The organism is Gluconobacter sp. P1C6_b, assembly GCF_018811945.1.
GTDB lineage: Bacteria > Pseudomonadota > Alphaproteobacteria > Acetobacterales > Acetobacteraceae > Gluconobacter.
Genome location: NZ_JACRVU010000019.1, coordinates 1 through 25,330 on the forward strand (window position 1 = coordinate 1; position 25,330 = coordinate 25,330).

General features: G+C 57.1%; 20 protein-coding genes and 1 pseudogene. 5 read left to right on the forward strand and 16 right to left on the reverse strand.

The window, feature by feature from the left end; all coding sequences use genetic code 11:
* Positions 1 to 327: transposase (locus KP701_RS12195; RefSeq protein ID WP_215747345.1), on the forward strand; the 327-nt coding region annotated here is incomplete at its 5' end.
* On the opposite strand, the gene KP701_RS12200 is transcribed toward KP701_RS12195, so the two are convergent.
* The 7 genes from KP701_RS12200 to KP701_RS12230 all read right to left on the reverse strand — a co-directional run bounded on the left by KP701_RS12200 (position 312) and on the right by KP701_RS12230 (position 6,903).
* Positions 312 to 2,300 (reverse strand): TonB-dependent siderophore receptor, encoded by a 1,989-nt coding sequence (locus KP701_RS12200; RefSeq protein ID WP_215747346.1) that lies wholly within the window; start codon positions 2,298 to 2,300, stop codon positions 312 to 314. The two genes, KP701_RS12195 and KP701_RS12200, sit on opposite strands and share 16 nt — an antisense overlap.
* Before the next feature lie 231 nt (positions 2,301 to 2,531).
* Positions 2,532 to 3,311, reverse strand: a complete 780-nt coding sequence (locus KP701_RS12205) for an AraC family transcriptional regulator (RefSeq protein WP_215747347.1) — start codon at positions 3,309 to 3,311, stop codon at positions 2,532 to 2,534.
* 163 nt (positions 3,312 to 3,474) lie between these two features.
* Entirely contained in the window at positions 3,475 to 3,795 is a 321-nt protein-coding gene (locus tag KP701_RS12210) for an antibiotic biosynthesis monooxygenase (RefSeq protein WP_215747348.1), read from the reverse strand.
* Positions 3,796 to 3,807: 12 nt separating this feature from the next.
* A complete protein-coding gene (locus KP701_RS12215; RefSeq protein WP_215747349.1) occupies positions 3,808 to 4,620 on the reverse strand; it encodes an ATP-binding cassette domain-containing protein in 813 nt (270 codons plus the stop codon).
* Entirely contained in the window at positions 4,617 to 5,645 is a 1,029-nt protein-coding gene (locus tag KP701_RS12220; RefSeq protein WP_215747350.1) for an iron ABC transporter permease, read from the reverse strand. Before KP701_RS12220 ends, KP701_RS12215 begins: the two co-directional genes overlap by 4 nt.
* Complete coding sequence (locus KP701_RS12225; protein WP_252345594.1) at positions 5,642 to 6,574, reverse strand: hemin ABC transporter substrate-binding protein; 933 nt, start codon at positions 6,572 to 6,574, stop codon at positions 5,642 to 5,644. The genes KP701_RS12220 and KP701_RS12225 overlap by 4 nt, the downstream gene beginning before the upstream one ends.
* Positions 6,574 to 6,903, reverse strand: coding sequence for an antibiotic biosynthesis monooxygenase (locus KP701_RS12230; RefSeq protein WP_215747351.1), 330 nt, complete (start codon positions 6,901 to 6,903; stop codon positions 6,574 to 6,576). The genes KP701_RS12225 and KP701_RS12230 overlap by 1 nt, the downstream gene beginning before the upstream one ends.
* 171 nt (positions 6,904 to 7,074) lie before the next feature.
* Here KP701_RS12230 and KP701_RS12235 point away from each other — a divergent pair, with 171 nt between their 5' ends.
* A complete protein-coding gene (locus tag KP701_RS12235) occupies positions 7,075 to 9,405 on the forward strand; it encodes a TonB-dependent hemoglobin/transferrin/lactoferrin family receptor (protein ID WP_252345595.1) in 2,331 nt (776 codons plus the stop codon).
* Positions 9,406 to 9,489: 84 nt separating this feature from the next.
* Here KP701_RS12235 and KP701_RS12240 read toward each other — a convergent pair whose 3' ends face one another.
* The 5 genes from KP701_RS12240 to KP701_RS12260 form a co-directional block, all read right to left on the reverse strand.
* The gene (locus KP701_RS12240; RefSeq protein WP_215747352.1) at positions 9,490 to 10,782 is read right to left on the reverse strand and encodes a Zn-dependent hydrolase; all 1,293 of its coding nucleotides are present in this window, start codon (positions 10,780 to 10,782) and stop codon (positions 9,490 to 9,492) included.
* Positions 10,783 to 10,814: 32 nt separating this feature from the next.
* A complete protein-coding gene (locus KP701_RS12245) occupies positions 10,815 to 11,240 on the reverse strand; it encodes a VOC family protein (protein ID WP_215747353.1) in 426 nt (141 codons plus the stop codon).
* 141 nt (positions 11,241 to 11,381) lie between these two features.
* Entirely contained in the window at positions 11,382 to 12,698 is a 1,317-nt protein-coding gene (locus KP701_RS12250; protein WP_215747354.1) for a CapA family protein, read from the reverse strand.
* A gap of 21 nt (positions 12,699 to 12,719) precedes the next feature.
* On the reverse strand, positions 12,720 to 14,015 hold the full coding sequence (locus KP701_RS12255; RefSeq protein WP_215747355.1) for an MFS transporter: 1,296 nt from the start codon (positions 14,013 to 14,015) through the stop codon (positions 12,720 to 12,722).
* Positions 14,016 to 14,098: 83 nt separating this feature from the next.
* Complete coding sequence (locus KP701_RS12260) at positions 14,099 to 16,423, reverse strand: TonB-dependent receptor (protein ID WP_215747356.1); 2,325 nt, start codon at positions 16,421 to 16,423, stop codon at positions 14,099 to 14,101.
* A gap of 366 nt (positions 16,424 to 16,789) precedes the next feature.
* Between KP701_RS12260 and KP701_RS12265 the strand changes: the two genes are divergently transcribed.
* The 3 genes from KP701_RS12265 to KP701_RS12275 all read left to right on the forward strand — a co-directional run bounded on the left by KP701_RS12265 (position 16,790) and on the right by KP701_RS12275 (position 20,071).
* The gene (locus tag KP701_RS12265; protein WP_371818968.1) at positions 16,790 to 18,190 is read left to right on the forward strand and encodes an amidohydrolase; all 1,401 of its coding nucleotides are present in this window, start codon (positions 16,790 to 16,792) and stop codon (positions 18,188 to 18,190) included.
* A 95-nt stretch (positions 18,191 to 18,285) separates the two neighbouring features.
* On the forward strand, positions 18,286 to 19,155 hold the full coding sequence (locus KP701_RS12270; RefSeq protein WP_215747358.1) for a LysR family transcriptional regulator: 870 nt from the start codon (positions 18,286 to 18,288) through the stop codon (positions 19,153 to 19,155).
* Between the two features lie 34 nt (positions 19,156 to 19,189).
* Positions 19,190 to 20,071, forward strand: coding sequence for a LysR family transcriptional regulator (locus KP701_RS12275; RefSeq protein WP_215747359.1), 882 nt, complete (start codon positions 19,190 to 19,192; stop codon positions 20,069 to 20,071).
* A 38-nt stretch (positions 20,072 to 20,109) separates the two neighbouring features.
* Here the strand turns inward: KP701_RS12275 and KP701_RS12280 are convergent, their stop codons facing one another.
* The 4 genes and pseudogenes from KP701_RS12280 to KP701_RS12295 all read right to left on the reverse strand — a co-directional run.
* Positions 20,110 to 20,868, reverse strand: a complete 759-nt coding sequence (locus KP701_RS12280) for an IclR family transcriptional regulator (RefSeq protein ID WP_215747360.1) — start codon at positions 20,866 to 20,868, stop codon at positions 20,110 to 20,112.
* A 203-nt stretch (positions 20,869 to 21,071) separates the two neighbouring features.
* Positions 21,072 to 23,291, reverse strand: a complete 2,220-nt coding sequence (locus KP701_RS12285) for a pyrroloquinoline quinone-dependent dehydrogenase (RefSeq protein WP_215747361.1) — start codon at positions 23,289 to 23,291, stop codon at positions 21,072 to 21,074.
* Positions 23,291 to 23,695: a glycerol dehydrogenase gene (locus KP701_RS12290; protein WP_371818967.1), complete on the reverse strand. Its 405-nt coding sequence runs from the start codon at positions 23,693 to 23,695 to the stop codon at positions 23,291 to 23,293. The genes KP701_RS12285 and KP701_RS12290 overlap by 1 nt, the downstream gene beginning before the upstream one ends.
* Positions 23,696 to 23,822: 127 nt before the next feature.
* A pseudogene (locus KP701_RS12295) lies at positions 23,823 to 25,202 on the reverse strand (carbohydrate porin); the annotation flags it as partial.
* Positions 25,203 to 25,330 lie beyond the last annotated feature (128 nt).

Consider the following 25,330-nt stretch of genomic DNA (forward strand, 5'->3'; position numbering starts at 1 on the left):
CTTCTGAACGATCTTCCGGTCGAAACGCTTCTGAACGATCTTCCGGTCGAAACGGCAGAAGTCATCGGAGATCGGGGATACGACAGCAATAAAATCAGGCAGTCTCTCGCAGAGCAGAACATTACCGCCTGCATCCCCCCGAAGAAGAGCCGGAAATCAAAGCCACCTTACGACTGGCATCTGTATAAAAAGCGCCACCTCATCGAAAACATGTTCGCAAAGCTGAAGGACTGGCGACGTGTTGCCACCAGATATGACCGGTGCTCTCATACCTTCGTGTCCGCAATCCATATCGCGGCAAGTGTCATCTTCTATCTCAAGGAATGAGTCCTGAACCTAGAATACCGCATACCGCCACCAAAACCGAGCCCTTTGAGCGGGCCGGATGGCATTGTGTAGAAGGCGAACAGGGACGCGTTTCCCTTACCGGACTGGATCAGCGGCTTGCCGGTTGAGTCATCCTTGACCTTCTGGAAACTGACCGCCGCCGTGACCATCAGGTTGTGAAACGGTTGGGCATGGGCTTCAAACTCGAAGCCATCTGAATGAACCAGACCGCTTTGCAGGCTGTATCCGGTATTGGCGACGGAAACGAGCACGTTACTCTGCTCGATATGGAAGCCCGCTGCCGTAAAGAGAACGGATGTGCCGGGGATCTGGTATTTCAGGCCGCCCTCAAGCTGCTTTCCGATGGACGGATGGGCCTGCCGCAGCGTCGCACCACCGTCATTCGAGACCGTACCGGACTGCGGCTGAAAGGATGTCGAGTAACTGATATAGGGCGAAAGACCGAAATCGAAATGATACAGCCCTGAAGCACGCCAGGTGATCTGGCTGGCGCTTTGCCGGTCATTGGACTGCTCGAAATATTCGGTCTGATGGGACCGGTACCAGTCATTGCGGATGCTGCCCGTCAGGATCAGACGCTTCCAGCGGATCTCGTCCTGACCATAAGCACCAGCCTGATGCGATTTCGTGACATAACGCAGATAAGGCGTCAGGTCCGGAATGGCCATGTGATAATCGGGATGCAGGACATCCAGATCCGGTGCATCGCCATAGGCTTCCGTATCGTTCGCCTTCTGCTGCATGTAGTCAAAACCGAACATCAGCGCATGACGCAGCGGTCCCGTGCGGACCTTTCCCTTGAACTGACTGTCAAACGCCAGATTATAGGTGTGCTCCTGCGTGCCATAGGCGGAACGGGACAGCATCTGACCGCTGGTGCCGTCATCGCTGTCGTAATATCCATTATCATAGACACTACGATAGACCGTTCTGATGTCGTCATAACGGCCACGCGTGCTGAAGCTCCAGTCATCGTTGAAGCGATGGTTCAGGATATAGGTGATAGCCCCCTGACGTCGGTTGAACTTTTCGGCCGAGACGTCGCCATCATAGAAATTGCGTGGCAGATAGCCGTAGGACGCGCGCTTGAGAGAGCCGATCAGCGGAACGCCACCATAGGAGCCGTTTTCCGGATCATACTGGTAGTTTCCGAGCAGCGTCAGTGTCGTTGGGCCGTCCCCACCGAACGTGAAGGACGGGCTGATGCTGAAACGCCGACTTCCGGTCCTGCTCAACTGGGTGTGCTGTCCGTTGATGGTGCCGTACACACGGTAGCGGAGCATTCCGTCATCCGTTGCAAAGCCACCGACATCCGCATCGACACGATAAAGATCGAACATGCCGCCCGTCGCATTCACACCGCCATAAAATCGCTGGTCCGTCGGCAGCTTGCTGGACATGGCCGTCAGCCCACCTGGGCTGGACTGTCCATAAAGCGCGGATGCCGGTCCCTTCAGGAGCTCGACGCGATCGAGACGGAATGTATCCGTCTGGGCCACAGCAAAACCTGTTGGGCTGTCCTGAAATTTCAAGCCGTCCAGAAAAGTCGGAACTGTGAAGCCGCGCAGATCGAAGAGATCATAGCGCGTCCCTTCTCCGCCGCGTGTATCCGCAGTTACGCCCGCCGCATAGCGCACGGCCTGATTGAGGTTCAGTACACCACGCGCGTCCATTTCGTCACGGGTAATGACCGTTACCGACTGGGCTGTCTCAATCAGGGGCGTGTTCGACTTGGTTGCCGAGGACGCAACGGTCGAAGCCAGATGCCCGCGAACCTTGATCTGTTCGACGTCTTTTGCATGTGTTTCTACGGATTTGTGTGCGATGTGGCCAACTGCTGTTTTCCCTGAATGCCGGTCCGTGTCAGCTTTTCTGTCCTGATCGGCAGCAAACGCCGTATCGCTCAGAACGATTGAAAAAAGCGCCGTGTAGATGATCCTGTTACGCTGCATACCCCACCCATGTGTCGTTACCGGCTTCTGCACCCAGAGGGTCGGCGGTGTGTCTTTGTATTGAGAATGACTCTTAGTTGCGCTCCTAGCCACATTCGCAGAGCGCATCAACCGACGCGACGGCCATTGGCCCGAACGCGAACAAAGTCTGCCTGATCGCCGAGAATGGAAGCCTCTGCGTCGTCGTCCAAATGGGCGCAGATGGACGATTTGAGCGTAGAATACCGCCGGTTACAGCGGCGGCGTCAGCGTGCCAGAGCGCACCATGCGGGGTGAGACGCCGAAGGTCCGATGGAACATCGTGCTGAAACTGCTGGCGTTCTCGTAACCGAGGTCGAATGCGACTTCGGAAATCGACTGCCCTGCGGCAATGCGGGAAGCTGCCTCGACCACCCGGACACGCCGGCGCCAAGCGGCGAATCCCATGCCCATTTCCTGCTGGAAAAGTCGGGTAAAGGTCCGTCTGGCCATACCTGCTTCCCGCGCCCAGTGGTCAATGTCGTGGCAGTCTCCGGGCTGGGCGGCAATCGCCTCACACACACGAAGCAGGCGCGGATCGGAAGGAAACAACAATCGGTCCGCAATCGGGGGCGCGCGCCTGATTTCACCAACAAGAAGCCGCGCAATGGACGTCATGCGCTCATCCATGGAGAACTCGTAGCGCATGGCGATAATCTCATCCACGAGCCCCCGCATGAGGGATGAGGCGTCGAACATCTTGCACGGAAGGTCTTCGGCTTCTGGCAGTGTCGGATCAACGTAAACAACCTGAAATGCCAGATCGGTCCGACAGTTTGCCTGATGAAGCGTGTTGGCGGGGATCCACATTCCCTGCCCTGACCCGAGCACGAAACTGCGCCCCAGCGTACTGATGGTCACCGTTCCCCCCAGAAACAGCGAGAGCTGTGAGCGGTCATGCGTGTGATACCCGTCCACGAAACCGCCCAGATAACGGTCTGCAAACCCCACGACCGGCGGCAGACGGTCCGGCAGATCGGCCGTCCGCTTCATGGTGCGATGACCCCGTTCATGTTTCTTCAAAAGAGACCCAGCAAAATGATCCTGCCCGACATTCCGTTCGTCTGCAGCAGCACATCAGAACAAGGCGTCATAGAACACTGGCGGACATTCCGCGTCCATTTTTTTTAGAGAACCTGAACGGGAACAGCGCCTCTCAGGCCGGGACGTTCTGAAGAACCAGAAAACCCTCGAAAACAGGCGGCCCCACCATCAGAGTGCGTCCCTGTCCAGCACCCGTATGCGCCTGACGGAACTGTTCGGACCGGGTCCATCCCACGAAAGCATCATGAGAGTCCCAGACTGTGTGTGATGCATAAAGCGTCAGGCCATCCTGCGTCGGGCCTTTCAGGAACTGGAAGCTGACGAACCCGGGCACCGTCTTCAGAAGGACCTCCCGGTCCAGCCAGCGTTTTTCAAAAGCTTCGGCATTGTCCTGCGCCACCCTGAAGCGGTTCATCGCAATATACTGGTGCATCTGTTTTCTCTTTCATCGGCTGAAAATGATATCGTGCGGCAGGATGTAGGGCTTGCCCGTTCGTTCATGGGTTTGGACGCGCCCCTCTTCCAGCCCGAACACCGTACGGGCCAGGGTGTCAGTCAGAACGTTCTGTGGAGGCCCCTGCGCATGAATACTGCCCTGATGCACGACCACGATCCTGTCGGCACAGGCCACGGCCCAGTTAAGGTCATGCAGGACCAGTACGGCCCCGCCTCCCTTGCGGGCATGTGCGCGGGCAAGATCAAGGACCAGGTGCTGACGGGCCGGATCCTGTGCGGAAATCGGCTCGTCGAGCAGCAGAAATCCCGGCGCATCTCCCCTGCCCGACACCGCGGCTTCAAGCTGCATCAGGACGCGGGCCAGATGGGCACGCTGTCGCTCGCCGCCGGAGAGATCCATGACATCGCGATCCGCCAAATGCTCCAGTCCGACACGACCGAGCAGGTCTTCCGCCAGCACTTTGCGCTCCTGATCGCTCAGGCGGGGTGCCGAGACCCGGGCCCCCATCACGACAAGATCCCGCAATGTGAAACGTGCCCGCAGAACAGTCTCCTGCGTCAGCATGGCCCGCATCGCCGCGAGGCGTTCTGGAGCCAGATCGTTCAACTCCGTACCCTGCAACGTCACCGCTCCACTACTGGGCCGCAGCAATCCGCTGGCGATCCGGAGCAGCGTGCTTTTCCCCGCCCCGTTAGGCCCGACAATGGCCGTCACCTGTCCCGCCTCGAAGCAAAGCGACGCCCCGTGCAGGATCGTTTTCCCGCCCGCGCACCAGACGGCATCCTGAAGAGCAAGACTCATGAGACCACCTCGCGTCCGTGAGTACTCGACAGAAGCCAGACAAAGACCGGCGTTCCCAGAACAGCCGTCACGATCCCCACCGGAACGTCTGCGGGGATGGCAATCACGCGCGCAAGCGTATCTGCCACGATCATGAGGCTTGCCCCTAAAAGCGCACTTCCCGGCAGGACGAGACGATGATCCGGGCCCGTCACCAGCCGGACAAGATGCGGCACGATAACACCCACGAACCCGATCGCCCCTACGAAAGAAACGGTTGGGCCGACGGCGCAGGCCACCGCCACCATGGCCAAACGCTTTATCCGCTCGACCGGATACCCGATCAGGCGGGCATCGCTCTCGCCCAGCAGCAGGGCATTGAGTGGCGTGGCCAGACGTGTCGTCAGGGCAGCCGCGACACACAGGAACGGACATAACAGGCCGATGCGGGACCATGTCGCGCCAGCGAAGCTACCCATGGTCCAGAATGTCAGGTCACGCAGGGCCGTGTCGTTGGCACGGAAAACAAGAATGCCCGTCAGCGCACCGGAAAACGCCCCGAGCGCCACGCCCGCCAGAAGGATCGTGCTGACGGAGGTCACGCCACCGCGCGTTGCGAACAGATACAGCAGATAGGCGGCGGCAAAGCTGCCGCACATCCCCGCAGCAGGAATGGCCCAGACACCCCATGCATCCGAAACAAGCCATGGTCCCCCCAGAACGATCATGCAGGCCGTCGCCAGTGCTGCCCCCGATGACACGCCGATCAGCCCCGGATCGGCCAGGGGATTGCGGAAAAGTCCCTGCATGACCGCTCCAGCAACCGCCAGCGCCGCCCCGGTCAGGCCCGACATCACGACCCGTGGCCCGCGGATACGAAGCAGCACGATCCGGTCTGCCCGAATGTCAGGATCCGTCGTTCCATGCCACAGAGCCGACAGATGCACGCCGGTGGCTCCGATATTCAGCGCGGCGATTACGGCCAGCAACAGCAATAGTATGAGAGCGATCAGAAAGATCAGGGCCTGACGCCGGGATAATGTCATGCGGGATGACCCGCCGTTTCAATCAGGCGGGCCAGATCAAGCGCAGCCTGGGGCGTGCGGGGACCAAATCCAAGAAGACGCTCCCCCTCCATGGCAATGATCGCCCGGTTCTTGCCCGCAGGCGTCAGCTGGAACCCCGGATCGGCCAGAAGCTCATTCCGGATGGCATCCCCACCCTGCTGCATTGTCAGGATTACATCCGGGCGGAGCGCAACAAGGTTTTCCTGATCCACGATCTTGTAGCCCTGCATGCCCGCTCCGGTATTGATCGCTCCTGCAAGGCCGATCACGGCATCCGCGGCCGTTCCCGCCCCTGCCGCCATGGGGCGGTTGTTCGTCATACGCATCACGAACAGCACACGCCGCATCTGCGGATGGGCCGAGCGCCATAAGGCCAGCTTTCGGAACTGGTCCGAAATCGTGGTGCACAGACGCTCCCCTTCAGCTTTCGCCTCAACGATTTCGGCCAGAAAACGGGTACGTCCCTCGATGGCTTCAGGAGAGGGCGTTGCATCCACGAACACGACCGGAATACCCGAAGCTGCAAGCTGATCCATCGCAGCGGCCGGACCGGAATCATTCATGGCCAGGATCAGATCCGGCCTGAGAGACAGAACCCCTTCAGCGGAAATTGTCCGCATATAGCCCAGGTTTTTCTTTTCCCGCTGTGCCTGTTCCGGCCACGTAGAGGTCAGATCAACGCCAATAATGCTTTGCGAGCGCCCAAACGCATAAAGTGTTTCCGTAATAGTACCGCCGATGCACGCAATGCGCTGTGCCGCCGGGATCACAACATGACGGCCACGGCAGTCCGTTATGGTCCGCACAGAGGCTGCCTTGCCTGTTTTGGGCAGGAGACCGGCTGTCACGCTCATGGCGACAAGGGACAGGCCCAGTCGCCGGCGGGAAAGAGCAGAATTCTGCATCATCACGCGGCCTGCTCCATCCCTTCGACAGTCCGGAGCAGCTCATAGGCACTGAACTCCCGCCGCCCGATCGTCAGGGGTTCGCCCTTGCCGGCATCCTTATGCGCAATCTGGAAAAGGTCCGATCTACGCCATGCCTCGAAGGCCTCGCGCGACGTCCATGACGCATGCGAAGCGTAGGCCACATGATCGGAATAGGTATCGCCTTTCAGAAACTGGATCATAAGGAAACCGGGGACAGTGTTGAGAAGCACCTCCCGATCCAGCCAGCGACGCCGGAAGTCGGCTTCACGGTCCAGTCGCACTTTGAAACGGTTCACAACAACGAACATCTGGCTCTCCTCGCTTCCGGAATTCCGCAGTTTTTCGGCAGGAACAGAGGAATGGTCCCATCCGATGTGACAAGGCTGCCACAACTGAAAATGAGAATCAATTGCATCTTATTGACAAGCGTTTTGCCTTGGCATTTTGTTGCGACAGATTCTCAATAAGGACGTGGTCACATGCCTTCCCGCCATCGCAGAATTTCCTGCCGACGCCAGCTTCTCCTCACCTCTGCTCTTGTCCTGATGGGCTCTGGAGGTCCCGGGCGCGTATATGCACAGGATACGACGCTCCAGCCCGTGCTCCCCGACACACAAGAAAAGAAATCTGCCGCCGTCACGGTCCGAACGTCGCCTGTCCTGCAGAATGCTCCCATCGCTCTGGCCCCTGTCCGCGTACAGGGGCAGACCGGAAAAGGGGATGTCCTCGAGTCCATGAAAATCGACCCTGATGCCGACTACAGCAATGTCGGCAAAGCGCGTGTCTTCACCCAGACGACGACCCTGAAAACCCTTCAGACCCGCATGATCGACAACATTTCGGACTACAGTCGGCGCGTGGATGCGGCGGTCAATTTCAATTCCAACAATTTCAGCATCAACATGCGCGGCCTCGACCAGAACCGCATTCTCACCACCATCGACGGCATCCGAACGACCTGGACAGACAACGGTGCCCGTGGTCTGGATGGCGGCGTTTCCGCCTATGATTTCAATGCCCTTGGCGGCATCGATGTCGTCAAGAACGCCAATTCCAGCTTCTTCGGAACGGGGGCGCTGGGCGGCGTTCTTGCTCTGCGCACCCTGAACCCTGAAGATATTCTGAAAGAAAACCGGACATTTGGCGGGTTGTCGAAAGCCACTTATGACGGCTCAAGCGAGAGTGCCTATCTCAACCAGGCTCTGGCCGCACGTTACGGCAACACCATGATCCTCGTCCAGGGCGGCTACCAGAATGGCAGCGAAACCGGAAACCACGGTGATATTGGTGGAGCAGGGACGACACGTTCCAGAAAAGACCCTGCGTCCTACACGCAGGGCAATTTCCTTGGGAAAATCCATCATTACTTCGCAGGCGGCCATCGTGTTACCCTGACAGGGGAAGTTTTTGACCGCAATTACAATGAAAACACCCTTTCCAGCGTCAACAGCACTTACAGCCGCTATCACACACTGGAAGAGACAAAACGCTCCCGCGTCTCCGCAGGGTACGACTACAAGGCCGCCAATCCGTTGGCATTCATCAGCGAGGCGCATCTGACCGCCTACTGGCAGAACGTGGACACGATCAACGATACGGCTGCCAATCGTCTGACAGCTCCGATCGGCGAGTATGACCGCAACGATATCCTCTCCACCCAGTCCTATGGCGCCGTTGGTTCCATCACATCCAACGTCTTCACCGGCCCCCTGCATCACGCGATCACGCTGGGAGGCGAGGCCTATCTGACCGATTCAAGCGAATATGCAGCGGGCAAGGATAACTGCACGGCCACGACCTATGCGTGCTACTTCCTGCACAACAACCAGTCCGACATGCCTGATGTACATGGAACGGACCTTGGTGCCATCGTTCAGGACCGCATCGGCTATGGCGAGCATGAATGGCTGCATATTACGCCGGGCTTCCGGTTCGACTGGTATAAACGCAGTCCGAAATATACGCCGAGCTATGTTGCCAATGCGATTTACAGCGGTACACCGCGCGGGGCGAGCGGATCGCATTATTCACCGAAGATCCTCGTCGAGGCGCGTCTTCTGAAGGACTTCACGGTCTACGCACAATATGCCGAGGCATTCCGTGCCCCTTCAGCCAATGAAATGTATCTTGCCTATGGCGGGACCGGAACCTATGCGTCCATCGGAAACCAGAACCTGAAGCCCGAAACCAGCAGGGGCTGGGAAGTCGGTGCCCGTTATGGCAATTCCAAAAAGGGTGCGAGCATTTCCTTCTACGACAATTATTATCACAATTTCATCGACAGCGTGACGGGAACGGCGGAAGAAGCCGGAATCCTCGGCAACTTTCCCTACGGAGTCTACAAGTACATCAATCGCCAGAGTGTCCGTATTTACGGTGTTGAAGCCCGCGCCAACTGGACCTTTGCCGATCACTGGGAAGTCTGGACGTCCCTCGCCTATTCAGATGGACGGGATACACAGGAACATGTCCATCTCAACTCCGTCGCCCCTTTCCGTGGGATCGTTGGGTTCGGGTATGTTACGGATCGCTGGGGAACGAACCTTTCCACAACCTTTGCCGCTGCCCGCAACAAGGTTCAGGATATGTCATCGAACGTCAACAAGACGCCTGGTTATGCAATATTCGACCTGACAGGCTGGTACTCCCCGAAGTTCTATCGAAACATGCGGCTTCAGGCAGGTATGTATAATATTTTTGACAAGAAATATTACAGTGCTCTGGATATCCCGGACAACATTACAGTACCGAAAGCGTACTACACCCAGCCGGGCCGCAGCTTCAAGGTAACACTCCTGGCTAATTTCTGACATCACACAGCAAAAAGCGGGATTTCTGCGACGGGCAGTGCATGCGACATTAAATCCAGCACTGCCCTGTCGAAATATCCCGTTTCAGGATGCACGTTTGCGCAGAAGCTGTTCCAGCAGTGTGGCAGCCAGAAGAAAGTCGTCCATTTCCATGCTTTCGTCTGGATTATGGCTGCCATTCTCGTTGCGGACAAAGAGCATCTCAGTCGGAACGCCCTGCCCTGCGAATGTTGCCGCGTCATGTCCCGCACCACTGGCCATGGAAACGACCGCGATACCCATTTCTTCTGCCAGTTCTTTCACCTGCGTCTGTATCGTCTCATCCATGATAGCGGGCGTGCTCTGGGTACGTGGTCCCAGATCCACGCGGACAGAGAATTCCGTTTCCACCCGCCGGGCCTGCTCGATGACCCGCGCGTTCATGCGTTCCAGCAGCGCTTCGTCACGTGAACGGATATCGATGACCAGATCAAGTTTCCCCGGAACGGCGGCGAAATTGGCCTGTGTCGGGTCCGTCTGGCACACACCGAATGTCAGGGTCATTTCCTCGCCAGCGGCTTCAACCGTTTTCCAGTCTTCATGAAGCGCCATCATCATGCTTGCACCTGCCATGACGGCATCCGAGCGGAAACGCCGTGGCGTTGCGCCGGAATGGGCATACTGGCCGTGAATGACTGCGGAGCGATAGCGGGTACTGCCACAAATTCCGGTCACGATTCCGACGGGAACATCCGCCTCCAGCAGTACCGGCCCCTGCTCAATGTGGAGTTCCACGAAACAGTCGATTTTTGCCGGGTTCAGAACGGCAGCCTTCCCACACAGTTCGGGATGTGCACCGCAGGCCAGCATATGGTCGCGCAGTGTCACGCCATCGTCGCTGCGCGGTGTCTCAAGGGCCTCCACAGGGAGCAGACCAAAAGCCGTGCGACTGCCCAGATAGGACACCGGGAACCAGACGCTTTCTTCCGCACGGGTCACGATCAGCGTCGTATCGCACTCAGGCTGGAACGCAGCTCTGGTCCAGGCGCACAGGATCAGAAGCCCTGCAGCAGCTCCTGCAGCACCGTCAAAATTGCCACCGCACGGAACCGTATCCACATGCGATCCGGTCATGACAACAGGCAGATCACGGTTGCGGCCCGGAAGCGTGATGAACAGGTTCGACGCCCAGTCCCTACGGACTTCCAGGCCGTACTCCCTGGCGATGTCTTCGAAGAGGACATGCGCCCGGTTTTCGCCCTCACCGTATGATGGACGGGTCATTCCCAACCCGTCAAAACCGATATCATGCAGGCGGTCAAACACCCGGTTTGCCAGTTCCGGATCAAGAACAGGGGCTGTAGCAGCCGTATTGAAAGATGTCAGGGAACTGGACACGGAAATTCCTTTTCGAACCGGGTGAAAGAGACTTACTGCTTGGCAAAAAGCTGATTCATGTCAGCAAATGCCTTGAATTCCAGCGCATTGCCTGCAGGGTCGCAGAAAAACATCGTCGCCTGTTCGCCGGGAAGTCCTTCAAAACGGATCTGCGGCTCCAGTCCGAAAGTGATGCCATGACGACGGACGCGTTCTGCGAGGGCTTTCCAGTCGTCCATGTCCAGTACGACGCCAAAATGGGGGATCGGCACGTTGTGCCCGTCCACGGCCCCGCTTCCAGCGTCCCCTTTGCGGCATGCGCCTGGAGCAAGATGGGTCACGATCTGATGGCCGTACAGGTCAAAATCAATCCAGCTGTTCGTGCTACGTCCTTCCGGACACCCCAGAACCTCACCATAGAAGATACGAGCGGCAGCAAGATCGTCTACCGGAAATGCAATATGAAACGGATTAGGCATTTCTACACCAGAAATTAAGAAGAGATATCAAGATAACATGTCAAATCTGGCATGTTATAGAATGAATATATGCCTTCTGATGAAAGCAAAGGTTATCTTTGCGGACGATCTCTTGAGACTCTCCGCAAAAGCAACGGAATATCAGTCCTGCTTCAGGACAAGTTTTCCCTTTTCACGCGTGAAGCGGACGCCATAGGGCTCACAGAGGGCCTCGAAGCGAGACAGGATGCTCTCGCCTTCCTCCCCTTCGGCCAGAAAAGGTAAGCCACGTGTATGGGCGCTCTTGCCAAGCCCAAGCGAAACGGGATGGATCTCCATGGAAAACAGTGTTCCATCCTCCGCGAATTCGCAGACTGGCAGCAGGGTTTCCCAGAAACGGCGGTCAGCCGGGAAACCCTTCGTGTCATTCAGGGTCCGGGTCTTATAGACCTGATGCGGCGTCACATCCGGGCTGACCTTGTAGAAAGTATAGGAATCCTCCGGCAGCATATCGACAAGTTCGTTCTGGCCGATGAAATTGCCCAAGCTGTAGAAGATCGGCTTGCCCTTGTAGAGTTCCATCCCCTTCAGAAGATGCTGGCCGTGGCAGACCACGATGTCAGCCCCCTGATCGATGGCATCCCGGGCAAAGGCTTCCAGGAATTCTCCGGGTTTTTCCCAACTGATGGTTCCATCGGCATCATATCCGACTTCATGGGTATGAACACTGACGATTACCACGTCAGATACAACCCGGGCTTCACGGACCCAGCGCCCGATTTCCTCCAGATCCCGCGCATTCGGGGCAGTACTGATGCGGGTTTCGCTACCCTCGACAAAGCGGGTCCCGTCCAGCGTCAGCGTCCCCTCCGGAGCGGGATAGCCAAAGCCGAGCTTGATCTGCTCCTGCTTGATTTTCTCCAGACCAAGACCGGCAGAAATGTTCTGCAGAACCGAAAGCTCTTCCGGCTTCACCTGATACGTTGTGCTGAAATGCAGCGGATTGAGACCGGGACGCCCCTGCATGCTGCGCGTCTGATCGGCGGCTTCCTGTCCCCGTGCAAATGTCGAACAGCACGACAGCATCGACACGGTGCCTTTGGGATGACTGAAATAGGCCGGGCGACGCGCTTCCTCGAGGGTCAGTCCCACACCGGAATACAGGATTTCGCGTTTTTTCAGTTCTTCGATTGCGATGCGAAGACCGGAAATACCGTAATCGAGGCAGTGATTGGTAGCGGCCGCGAACAGGTCAAAACCTGCGGTGCGGAGTTCGTCCAGGATCCAGGGATGGGCACTGAAATGAGAACCGCCATGATCAAGGGCTGGGTCCCCCTGATAGTCGCTCGGCATGATCTCGAGATTTGTGAAGGACGCATCGCAGTCCCGGATCATGTCAAACAGCGGGGCGCAGACCGGATCGATATCCGTGTTCAGCCGGCGCAGGACAATGCTGTCACCCGTGAGGCAGACTTTCATATTCAGGTCTTTCAACTACAGTTACAGGATTTCAGAAGGAACAGAGGAACTGACCGGAGCGGTGATCCTGCGCGTCACAGACCACAGGATCACCGCTCCCGCCGCGACTGTGATGGCCATACACACCATCCCTGCCGACAGGGTCCCTGTGAGGGATGTCAGTTTTCCCACGACCATGGGGCTGATGACGCCCCCCCACAGACCAATGGCATTGATCAGCGCAAATCCGCCGGTTGCAGCGCTCCCCTGGAACACATTGGCGGCCATCGCCCAGAACACGACGTAAGACGCGTATATCCCGGCCGTCGCACCCGCCAGAACAATCATCTTCAGGACGAAAATATCCGGAATGACGGTGGTCATAAGGAAGCACAGGCTGGCCAGAACCGCAGGAGCGTAGCAGTGAAAGCTCCGCTCTTTCAGCTTGTCCGAGCGGGCGCTCCAATACGCCATGGAAGCGACGGAAACCACGTAAGGGAACGAGGAATACAATCCGACAGCCACGGACGAATGGACGCCAGATTCATGGATAATGGACGGCAGCCAGAAATTCAGCATGTACATTCCGGCCATGAGAGCGAAGAAGCCAAGCCCCAGAAAATAAATCGCCGGGTCCCGGATGACGGCAGAAAACTCCACATGACGCACATTCTGCCGGACGCTCCATGCCTCAATCGTCTCTCGCTCCTGTGGCGACAGCCAGGTGGCGTCCTTGGGCGCGGTGGGAAGCACAAAAGCGACAATGACGCCCAGCACGATAGAGGGAAGCCCTTCGAGCAGAAACATCCAGCGCCAGCCCGCCAGGCCGGCGACCTGGTCGAAATGTGAAAGGATTAGCCCTGAGATCGGGCCGATGATGATCCCAGCGAGCGGTAACGAAAGCTGATGCCAGAAAATGACGGCCGACATCCGGTTCTCGGGGTACCAGCGGGCCAAGTAGTAGGTGCAGGTTGGGGCAAATCCTGCTTCGAATACGCCGAGCAGAAAACGCAGAACATAAAAGCTGTCGCGGCTGTGAATGAAACCGGTCGCCGCCGATGTCATGCCCCACAGGACCATGATTCTGGCGAATGTCTTGGGCGCCCCCACCCGAGATGACCAGAGACTGATCGGAATTTCGAACAGGACCAGACCGACGAAAAAAATCCCGGCTGCAAATCCGAACTGTGCCGCGGTCAGTCCCACATCCTGGGAAATATGACTGCGTGCAAATCCCAGATTGGTGCGGTCGATACTGTCCATCAGGTAGATCACAATGATCCACGACATGATCCGCCAGTTCAGGCGATGGTAAAGTCTGGTCTGTATCTTGTTCATCAATACCGCCTTTCCCATGACAAGGGATGCTTCCTGCAGAAAAAGCTTCCGATGCCTTGAAGCATCACCGGAATATTCCGGAATCAGAAATTATAGGAAAAACGTCCACCAACAAATCTTGGCTGTCCGGAAATACCCATGTTGACCGTTGTCGCGAGGGTGCGGCTGACAATGTAGTCACGATTGAGAATATTTGTGGCATAAGCCGTAACAGCCCAGCGTCCCTTGACCGGCTTAAAGGTCACACTGCCATTCATGAGGAAGTATGCCGGCAGCAGATAGGTTCCGGTGCCTCGCGGGACAGTATTCTGTGCCCCGCGATATGAATAATCCCCTTGCAGCGTGACGGTATATTTCCGGAAAACGGGTTTCGTCTCATAAGAAATACTTCCGTTCAGTGTCAGTTTGGGGATACCCATATCGGCCCCGTTATAGCTATCGGTTATCGACCTGTACTGTCCGGTCTTGGCGTAATAGGCCGTTACGGCCTGTACGTTCAGGACCTGGAAGTCATCATAGGTTCCGCGCTGATAACCCACATTCTGCGACAGAGTCAGACCCCGGAAAGGATGGGCGCTGATCGAGAGTTCCGTTCCGAAAATGTGCGAGCGGGGCACATTGACATACGAACCGACCGTCCCCCAGCCGGGAACCAGAATATACGAGAAATACTGCTGGTCGTGGTAGGAATCCCAGAACGCCGCGCCATTGATCCGAAGGCGATGATTGAAGAATTCACTCTTGAAGCCGACTTCGTAGGCCATCAGCCATTCAGGTTTGAAGCCCGCAGCCTGCTGTTCGGTCAGCGTGGTATTGGCTGTAAAGCCGCCCGGCTTCACGCCACGCCGGATATCGGCATATAGCATCGCATTTTGCATCACCTGATAGTTGATGCCGACTTTGCCTGAAAACTGGTTTGTCAGAGCCCCGTGATTGGCGAAAACCTGACTATAGGTTTTCGCCAGCGTTACAGGATTGTATCGATAGACGGCGTCGTCGAGGAACTGACGGTCATCACTCTGATGCTCCAGACCGAAAATCAGGTGAAGTTTGGGCGTCAGGGCATATTTCAGGTTCACGAACTGTGAAAAATTCTGCTGGGGCTGCACATGCGTGCTGTCCTGAAAGTAATACTTTCCGGAGCGGTCTGTATAATCGAACCAGTTCTCGCCCGAGGCACGCACGCGGTTGTAGTACATCCCCGCCACCCATTCGAGACGGTTGTGTAGCGCCATGCCTGAAAGGCGCACTTCCTGCGAGAACACGTTCATGCTTCCCGTCAGGTAGCTGTCACCGGAACGGTAGGCTTCGGCATCACGATCGATATATTCATGGCGTTGCTGCTGCTGGAACGAGGAGATCGTTGCCAGATGCGCCCAGCCCAGATCCCGGTCCGCGTTGAGATTGATACCCCACTGCATATCGTTATAGGACGGCTTGCTGTTGGGAGAGATCCCGAGAATCTTGGCGTACTGGGGATTGAGATTCCAGCCCGTTGCATAGATATCCTGATCGCGGGGAAGGATATTGTTGCTGTCGGACAGGACAAAACCGGCCTGCGCTTCCGAAGAATCCTGCGACCAGTTGGCGGTCAGCTTGATGTTCGTCTTGTCATCGGGCTGCCAGGCCAGCTTCCCGCGCAGCGCGCCCTCATTGGCGCGCCCGATCGACTCACCATTGACCCGGTTGTAGCGGAAGGCCCCGCCCTGCAACATCTGACCGGCGAGGCGGAACTGGAGCCGGTCCGTGATCGGTGCGGACACGTAGAAGTTCGTCTTGCTGCGCGCGTAGCTCGCGATATCTTCCGATGCACCGTAATGAAGGGTTTTGGTCGGATCGTTGGTCGTAATCCGCACTTCGCCGCCTGTATCGGCAATGCCATGCTCGAAGCCGACCGGGCCGGGTTCGACGCCGACAGACGCTACGTCGAACATCTGACCGGAACTCATCGCCGTTATGGTATACGGTACGTCGTCGAAATAGGTCATGACCGAGGACATGTTGTTCTGGGTATAGTCCTGCATACCGATGCCGCGCAGGTAATAGTCCGGAACGTTCGAGCCGCCTTCAGTCTGGATCGTAAGGTTCGGTACCAGATTCTGGATGTCCTCGACAGTCGTGACATGATGCGTCACAAGGTCTTCAGCCGTCAGATTGGTGATATTGCCAGCCCGGTGCTGATCGGCCCCGAAACCGAACGCCCGACGCTTCGTCGTGACGCTGATGACTTCGGGTCGGTCCTGCTTTGCCACCGCATGATGCACAGGTGCGGCATGAACATCTGCATGTCGGGGCTGGGTTGCCCGGCGAGCTTTGTCGTTTTTCGAAGTGGCCGCATAGGCCCCTGCCATCGAGAGACATCCCGTACAGACGGACAGCATCAGGAAGCCGCGGAATGCGTTTCTCATAACAGAACCCTGCCGTTCAGCCCGAACCATAATCATCCTGAACTCCTGTTCATAAACCGATCATCCCGCAGACCGGCAAACCTTATGTTTCATATTCAGAACATATTTAGGCTTCAGGACATAGCTGTTCCTGTTTGATTCAAAAGATAATAAAACTATCTTACAGAACGGCCGCCCTGCGAAAAATCTGCAGTTACTCTAAGATTTTAATGGAAGGATCGCTCCAAGAAGATGAAAAAAACATTTTGTTTCCGATCTTTTGTCAAAAATTAGCGTGAAATTTTTTGCGGGAATGATCGTTTGTCGCAATATTCCGAATTCGTGCCCAATAGATCCTTGTCCAACGTCAGGAAGGTCATCATGCCGATACGAAACACTGGAAATATCTGTGATCATGTCGACGCCCTGGCGGATGAGGCCATTGCACTGAGCGATGACGTGTGGGCTGTTCCAGAGCTCTGCTACCGCGAACATCAATCCTGTGCGCTGCACACCCGGATGCTGTCCGATCATGGTTTTGCCCTCACACCCCACGTTGCAGGAATCTCGACGGCCGTAATGGGCGAAAGCGGAGAGAGCGGTCCCGTCATCGCCTTTCTGGGGGAATACGATGCCCTGCCCGGACTTGCGGCGGTGGCAGGTTCCTTCGATCACATTCCGACGACAGAAAACGGTCATGGATGCGGGCACAACCTGCTCGGAGCTGCCTCTCTTCTGGCCGCCGTCGCTGTTCGGGACTGGCTTGCGGCCATGCAGATTCCTGGCCGCGTCCGATACTATGGATGCCCTGCAGAGGAAGGCGGGGCAGGAAAAGGCTTCATGGTCCGAGGGGGGGCATTCAAGGGAGTGGATGCCGCCATTTCATGGCACCCATCCCCATTCTGCGGAGTACTTCCCCCGTCTTCCCTGGCGAATGTCCGGATGGATTTCACATTCACCGGTCGTTCGGCCCACGCAGCGGCCGCCCCCCATCTGGGACGGTCAGCCCTGGATGCAGTCGAACTTATGAGCGTGGGGGTCAATTATCTGCGTGAACACATGCTTCCCACCTCGCGCATCCATTACGCTTATATCAATGCCGGAGGAACAGCTCCCAATGTCGTACAGTCGGAAACGACCGTCCGGTATTCCGTTCGGGCGGAAGATCTTTCTGAAATGCTGGCACTGACGGAGCGGGTGCGGCAGGTCGCTAAGGGGGCCGCCCTGATGAGCGGAACTGAGGTCCATAGCATCATCACCGGAGGCGTTGCGAACCTGCTTCCCTGTCCGCCCCTTGAAAGAGTGATGCAGGAGAGTTTCGAGCAACTCGAGCCACCGCCCTTCAGCACCGAAGATCGGGTTTTCGCCGCAAGGATACAGGAGACCCTGTGTGCCGAAGACATTGAGTCCGCTCTTCGGCAGGTGGGACGCTCCGCGTGTGATACGCCTCTGTCCGACTTTATCCTGCCTGCCGGAAGCCGGTTTTCCCTGGGCTCCACGGATGTCGGAGATGTCAGCTGGACTGTCCCGACGGTTCAGGCCCTGGGAGCAACCTGTGCCATCGGAACACCCCTTCATTCGTGGCAGATGACGGCTCAGGGTGTCTCCCCGGTGGCACATAAAGGAATGATCCATGTTGCAAAGGCTATGGCGATGACCGCCATCCGATTATTCCAGTCCCCGGAAGTTCTGAAGGAAGCACAGACCGATCACGCGAAACGCCTTCTTCGCACGCCTTATGTCTCTCCCATCCCTGCGGATACTTTCCCACCTCAGGGCGCTTGCTGAAAAGGAACCGGAATTGTGTTCTGATATCACGGCGCCTGCCATACCATTACGTCTGAAGACATCATTTCAACATCAAAAACGAGAGACAGCGTATCTTGGATACACGCTTTCTGGAAAGCTTCATCGCCATCGTGGAGCGGGGTTCCATCGCCGATGCCGCACGTCAGCTCTCACTCACCCCTGCGGCCGTTTCCCAGCGCATCAAGGCTCTTGAAGACCAGATCAGACAGCCTCTGCTGATCCGTGCCGGCAGGACCGTGACCCCGACCGCTGCGGGCCTTGCCATCATTGAGAAGAGTCGGCAGCTCATCAAAGGTGTCGAAGAGCTGCGGTCCCTCGCCTTTCAGGAAGAATTTGCCGGCGAACTGAAAATCGGTGCCATTTCCACGGCCCTGACCGGCATCCTTCCTTTCATGCTGAAAAAATTCTTCATCGACTACCCGCAAATCGACCTGCATGTCACACCCGGTCAGTCGATCAAGCTGTATCATGAGGTTCTGGAAGGGCAGCTGGACTGCGCGATCATCGTCGAGCCCCCTTTCGGTATTCCCAAGACATGCGGCTGGAAAAGGCTGCTGTCGGAGCCATTGATAGTTCTGGTTCCAGAGAGCTGCACTGAAGCGGACCCTCTGAAGATTCTAAAAAACAATGTTTTCCTTCGGTATGACCGGAACCAATGGGGTGGCCGTGTCGCCGATACCTTCCTCAAGGACAACAGGATTTTTCCCAAGGAGCAGCTTGAGTTGGATTCACTTGAAGCCATCTCCCTGATGGTCAGCCAGGGCATTGGCATTTCCCTGTTGCCCGACTGGCTCCCTCCCTGGCCGGAAGGACTCAAGGTCCGGAAAATTCCTGTCTCCAGCACCCCACCCCAGCGCCATATAGGTTTGCACTGGCTGCACGCCTCACCGCACGCTCATCTCATCAAGACCATGGAGCCATTCCTCAACATCAAGAAGCTCTGAAGGCTCTCACTTTTCCCATTCCGGATAACCGTTCATGGACACACGCTTTCTTGAAAGTCTGCTCATTGTTATCGAACAGGGCTCCATTGCCGCTGCTGCACGCCAGCAGCAGCTGACTCCTGCAACCGTGGCACAGCGGCTTCGGACACTGGAAGAGGAAATCGGCTGTTCGCTGGTCCAGCGGGATGGACGCCATGTCCGCCCGACCGAACATGGCCTGGCCATTCTCGAGCAGAGCCGCCGGATCATTACATCTGTCCGCGAACTCTGCGTGATCGCGACAAGCGATACCCCTGTCGGCAAACTCAGACTGGGGGCTATTTCCAGTGCCGCAAACGGCCTCCTCCCCCCCTATCTGAAGCGCTTTTTCGAATGCTTTCCTGAAATCGAGCTGCACATCATGCCAGGATCGTCCTCCGCGCTTTATAATGCCGTTCTGGATGGGACACTGGATGCCGCCTTCATCGTCGAGCCGCCGTTCAACATTCCAGAAACCTATGTCTGGGAAACCCTGCGCTCAGAGCCGCTCATCGTTCTTGTTCCCGGCGATGTCACGGAGACAGATCCGCATGAAATCCTGCGCCACTATCCCTTCATCCGTTATGATCGCAACCAGTGGGGAGGACGGCTGGCTGATGACTATCTGAAACGCACCGGGATCTGGCCACATGAACGGCTGGAACTGGACGCACTCGATGCCATTACCACCCTCGTCAATCAGGGAACCGGCGTCTCACTGATCCCGGACTGGGCCCTCCCCTGGCCGGACGGCTTCCATCTGAAAAAGGTCTTGCTCCCGGCTCCGGCTCCATGCAGGAAACTGGGATTTTTCTCCCAGAGAAATACCCCACGAAGGCGCCTGATCAACCGTCTTCTTGATATTCTTCAGTCGTCCCTGGGGTCTGCCAGACTGTGAAGATCATCACTTCGGGACGGCAGATCCCGAAAGCCCTGTCAGATCGTTTTCCCAAACACGCTTCTGGAGCCTTCCAGATTGGCACTTGCGACGTGTTTCATCATCATCCAGGCGAGCTGAATCAGGCGCTGCCGCGGCAGTTCCGTTGCCGGCCCCGACAGGGCGATGCTCGAGCGGACCTCGCCGCTGCTTTCCCGCCAGGGAATGGCAACGGCATTGATACCGGGTCGATAGGATTCAAGATCCAGGGCATATCCCTTGACCCGGACATTCTCGATTTCCAGCAGAATATTCTTGCTCAGAGCATTTGCGCGCGTGGCCAGCACACGTTTCCCCAGTCCCGGCACAAACGCCAGAAACACCAGCCCGACCGAAGAGCCCTCGAGCTTCTCCCGGTCATGGAGGCGGGAGGCAGCGAAGAGCGGATCCTTCAGATCCACGATATCGACGTAAGCGGCCTTGTCCCCGCTGGGAACCGCGAAATAGACCGTAGCGCCACTCTCCCGGGCGATCTGCTCCAGAACAGGCCGCATCCTGTCACGGAAAACGTAGTCATTCCCCACGATACGGGAGAGATTGAGAATGCGTCCTCCCAGATAATAATTCATATCCCCCAGACGACGGTGGACATAGCCAAGCTGCTCCAGCGTCTGAAGGATGTTGTGAGCCGTCGTCTTGCCCAGGCCTGAGATAACGGCCAGATCCCGCAGTCGCGCGGCGCCCCCCTGCTGCGCAATGATTTCAAGAAGAGCCACGGCGCGTTCGATGGACTGAATCAGTTTGGGAGTTTTCGACATAGAACCTTTTCTCTTGAATGGCCGAAATGATCGAAACGCAGCCTGACAGCCTTGTTTAGACGAAATTCTTTCCCCGACGGATCGGGAAAGCATTTGGCCGCTTTGCTCGCAGGCAAAACGGCCTTTTTCATGTCCCGTACAAGGCAGGCGCCGCGCTTCGATGTTTCCCGGAGACCGCACTTCATGCGGCCTCCGGTTTTTTTTCAGTTCGTTCCCTTGGGAAGCGCGAAAACAACCATCTGATCCGAGATTGGCGTCATCATGAAGTGGTGACCGCCGGCCATGATCGCAACATACTGCCGTCCATTGGCTTCATACGTCATCGGATTGGCCTGACCGCCACCCGGGAGGACATGCGACCACAGAACCTTGCCCGTCCGCTCGTCGATGGCCCGGATCAGGTTGTCGGTCGCTGCACCGATGAAGACCAGTCCCCCCTTGGTAATGACGGAACCGCCATTGTTGGGTGTTCCGATTTCCCAGGGCAGCCCTGTCGGCAGGCCCCACGGACCGTTGGCACGAGCCGTTCCCAGTGGGTGCTGCCACAGCACTTTCTGCCCGTGCTTCATGTCGATGGCGGTAATCATCCCGTAAGGCGGTTTGTGGCACAGCATACGGGTGAACGGGTCCCAGAACGGTGCAATCGTGATCGCATAGGGCGTCCCTTCCATCGGACCATTACCCTCCGCCGAGGCGCCGGCGCCGGGCTTGTAGTGCACAGCGTCAATTGGCATCAGCTTCAGATCGTCTGCCTTGCGACGGGTGATGAGCTGGGCATACATCGGAGACGCATTCCAGTTGGCGATCAGGATACCCGTTTCCGGATCATAGGCCATGGAGCCCCAGTCGCTGCCGCCATTATTGCCCGGATACATGATCCAAGGCTTGTCCAGGCTGGGAGGCGTGAACTCACCCACATAATGCGCGCTGCGGAATTTGATGCGGCAGTAGAGTTGATCCAGCGGAGACATGCCCCACATGTCCTTTTCCTGAAGCTCGGGCATGCGCAGGGCGGGCATCCCGACGGACCAGGGCTGCGTCGGCGCACGCGTATCGCCCGGAACATTTCCTGCCGGGGCCGGACGCTCCTCCACGGGAAGAATGGGCTTGCCCGTCCTGCGATCCAGAACGAAGGTCTGTCCCCGCTTGGTCGGTACGATAATGGCCGGAACCGTCTGCCCGTCAGGCGTCGGCATGTCCATCATCGTAACCTGCGATCCCATGTCGTAGTCCCAGACGTCCTTGCGCGTTGTCTGGTAGACCCAGCGCGGGGACCCGCTCTTGACGTCCAGGGCTACGATCGACGTTGAAACGGCATTTTCCTCAGGGCTGCGATAACCGCTGAAATAGTCACCAGCCGAGTTTCCGGTGGGAACATAAACCAGTCCCAACGCATTATCGCCCGTCAGCGCGGCCCAGGAATTGGGCGTGCCACGGCTGTAATGGTTGTTACCGATCGGCTGCGAATGGTCATCGGGGCGCTTGACGTCCCAGGCCCAGACGAACTTTCCGCTCTCCACATCATAGCCACGTACGACGCCGGATGGCGCCCACCGGCGCTGGCCGTCCAGAACCTCGTGATTGACGACAACCACACCGTTTACGACCATCGGCGGAACCGTCATGGCCACGAAACCCGGAACGGACTCACCCAGTCCCTGCATCAGGTTAACCTGCCCGCCATGACCGAAAGTGGGACAGAATTCACCAGTCGCTGCATCCACTTCGACCAGCCGCATATCCAGCGTGCCTTCGATGATACGGTTGTGACATGGCTGGCCCTCAGGCACCTGCGATGACGTGAAATACGTCACGCCCTTGCACGCGGCCGTATAGGGAATGGACTCATATTTCACATTGAGATTGTGCCGCCAGATCTGCTTTCCCGTTGTCGGATCAAGCTTGATGATGTCGTTCTGCGCCGAACACATGTAGAGACCGTCGCCAACCTTGATCGGTGTCGTCTCGGCCGCCCATTTGTTCGTCTGTCCCGGACGCGGATAGCTGCCCGTGTGGTAGGTGAAAGCAACTTCCAGTTTGGAGACATTCTCCGGCGTGATCTGGTCCAGAGGCGAATAGCGCGTCTGGTTGTCGTCGTGTCCGTAGCTCGCCCAGTCCTCACGTGCCGGACTGGCGCTCTGCTGCGGTACCATGGCCGGCAGTGCGGACGCATCGATGGAATCCATATCCGGCAGATTGGCGGCATTCACGCCCGGAGCCTGAGGGGCATAGGGTGAAGGTCCGGCGAAATAACTCGGATCAGGCGGTGCGTCCCGTGCCGGTTCGTCGGCCTTGCCCGGCCCCGGAATGGAGGCGGAGGGCGGACCACCCGCTCCGGCAGGAGCGAATTGTGCATGGGCCGCAAATGGCAGGGTAGTCAGTGCCAGAGAAGCCACTGTGGCGAGAAGATATGGCCGGCGCATCAGACGGCTCCCTTGCTGGAAAAACGCACTTCCTGACGGCGCAGGACCGGAATGGACAGGGCGACCAGAATGCCCAGAAGGGTCGGCCCGAAAGCGCGGGGAAGCAGATCAATCGGGCTGAAACCGACTTCCCACAGGGACCACACCCAAGTGTAGGCCAGTGCGCCGAGATACAGGAACGCGCCCATTGTGCGCCCCAGTATGATGAAAACACCCCCGGCTAGCAGAACAAGGCCGCAGATGGCGTAATAAGAAGAGCCTCCCAGCATGGCGAGATCCACTCCGCCGATGACAAATGCCACCCCGACGAGCGTGATGACCACACCAAGAAGCAGCACAAGCCACTCCACAAAAGTCGCATTATGAAGGTGCCGGAACATTACGTTCCCGGATGAATTAACCATGAACCTTTCCTTTTCCGAGTGGGAATTAGTGATTACATGAAGTCAGATTTAAACAAGATATTCCGAGATAGCTCACAACGGCGTGATATAACTTGGTATTCTTATAATAGTTACTTTGTATATTAGCTCAAAGTGTGATTCCCGTTTCAAAGTCCAGTATCAATGGATTTTTGTATTTATTGGTTCCGCCCGTACTCCAGATGTACTGGGCACCCGGGCGGATCAGCAGCCAGGGGGTGGGACGCCAGCCATAATTGAGTTCGATCGCGTGTTCACCGGAAGGCTTGTAAATGCCCGTAGCCCCCGTGCCCTGCAGTTCATGAACCCAGTTCGTGAGTTTTGGACTGACCCACAGCATCTTCATGCCAAGGCTGACCGTATCGTTCGGCCGCGTCGGGAACGTCCCTTTGCGTGTCAGACCCCAGTCAACGAAATAGGGTGCAACAGACGTCCGCGGATCACCCCACGTAAAGGACGCGAAAAATGATGTTCCTCGGTTCGGATCGTTTTCATCACGCTCCAGCATCCGGTCGAACTGGAACCAGCCGCCAAAGCGCCCCCGCACCTTGGAAACCGGTGCGGAAACCAGGTACTGCGCTGGAATTCCGAAAGTCCCAAGCTGGGAATAGACGTTCTTCACCTCGGAAGAGTCCCAGTATCCGCCAATTTTCACATTGGTCTGAAGCGGCCCGCTGTAATCGTCTTTCCCACCCTGATGCCAGACAAGCTGGAACGGAAGAAACGTTCCTGTCGCGCCATGCAGGTTCATTTTCCAGCCGTTATGCGTATTGCCGATCGTGGGATCGACGGAATAGGCCCCGAACTGGATGGAGTAATGGTCATTTCCCGCCGGATAGAATTTGACCCATGCGCCTGGATGGGCGGTCGGGTAGTAACTGTATCCGGAATTGAAAGCGATTGACTGGGGCATACCGCAGATCGCATTGCTTTCGAACTGGCAATAATTGTTCATGCCCCAGTACATGGACCAGGATTCAAAATCCGTTTCGGCGTTCATTTCACCGACATCCGTGCTCACATACCGGTTCCAGGGCATTTCCCAGGACAGGAGTGACAGGCGTACGGTCGGAGAACCGTAGATTTCCTGCGGACTATCCAGCGCCGGCAGTTTTGCCCCAAGTCCAAGACCTGCTCGGGACGTCACGGTGAGATGAAACAGTCCGATCGAAAATCCCGTCAGCTTTTTGAGATCAAAATCCACATTGACCCCCACCTCATGCGCATAACGGACATTTTTCGAAGCGCCGCCCATGGGGTTCCCTGCACTGTCCTGAAAATAGTGCCCCCCGATATTGATGCCCTTTTTCGTCAGCCATGTGCGCCATCCGGCCCAGTCTCCCGTCATGGTGCTTTGCGTCAGCCAGTCGTGAAAACTGTCCGGGAAAAAGCTGTTTTCGGTCGTATCAGACGTCCGGGCCGTCCCTGTACCGCCATCTGCCACCGGCGCAGGCTTCACAAGTAACGGACGCGGATTCACCGTCTTCGTGGGACTGCCTGTTGCAGGAGAGACATACGAATTCACACGATCATGAACATTACCCACCTGTGTGACAGGTACTTTCGAAATGTCCTGCGCTTTCAGTCCACAAGGGATCCATAGAAGTATTAAGGTAC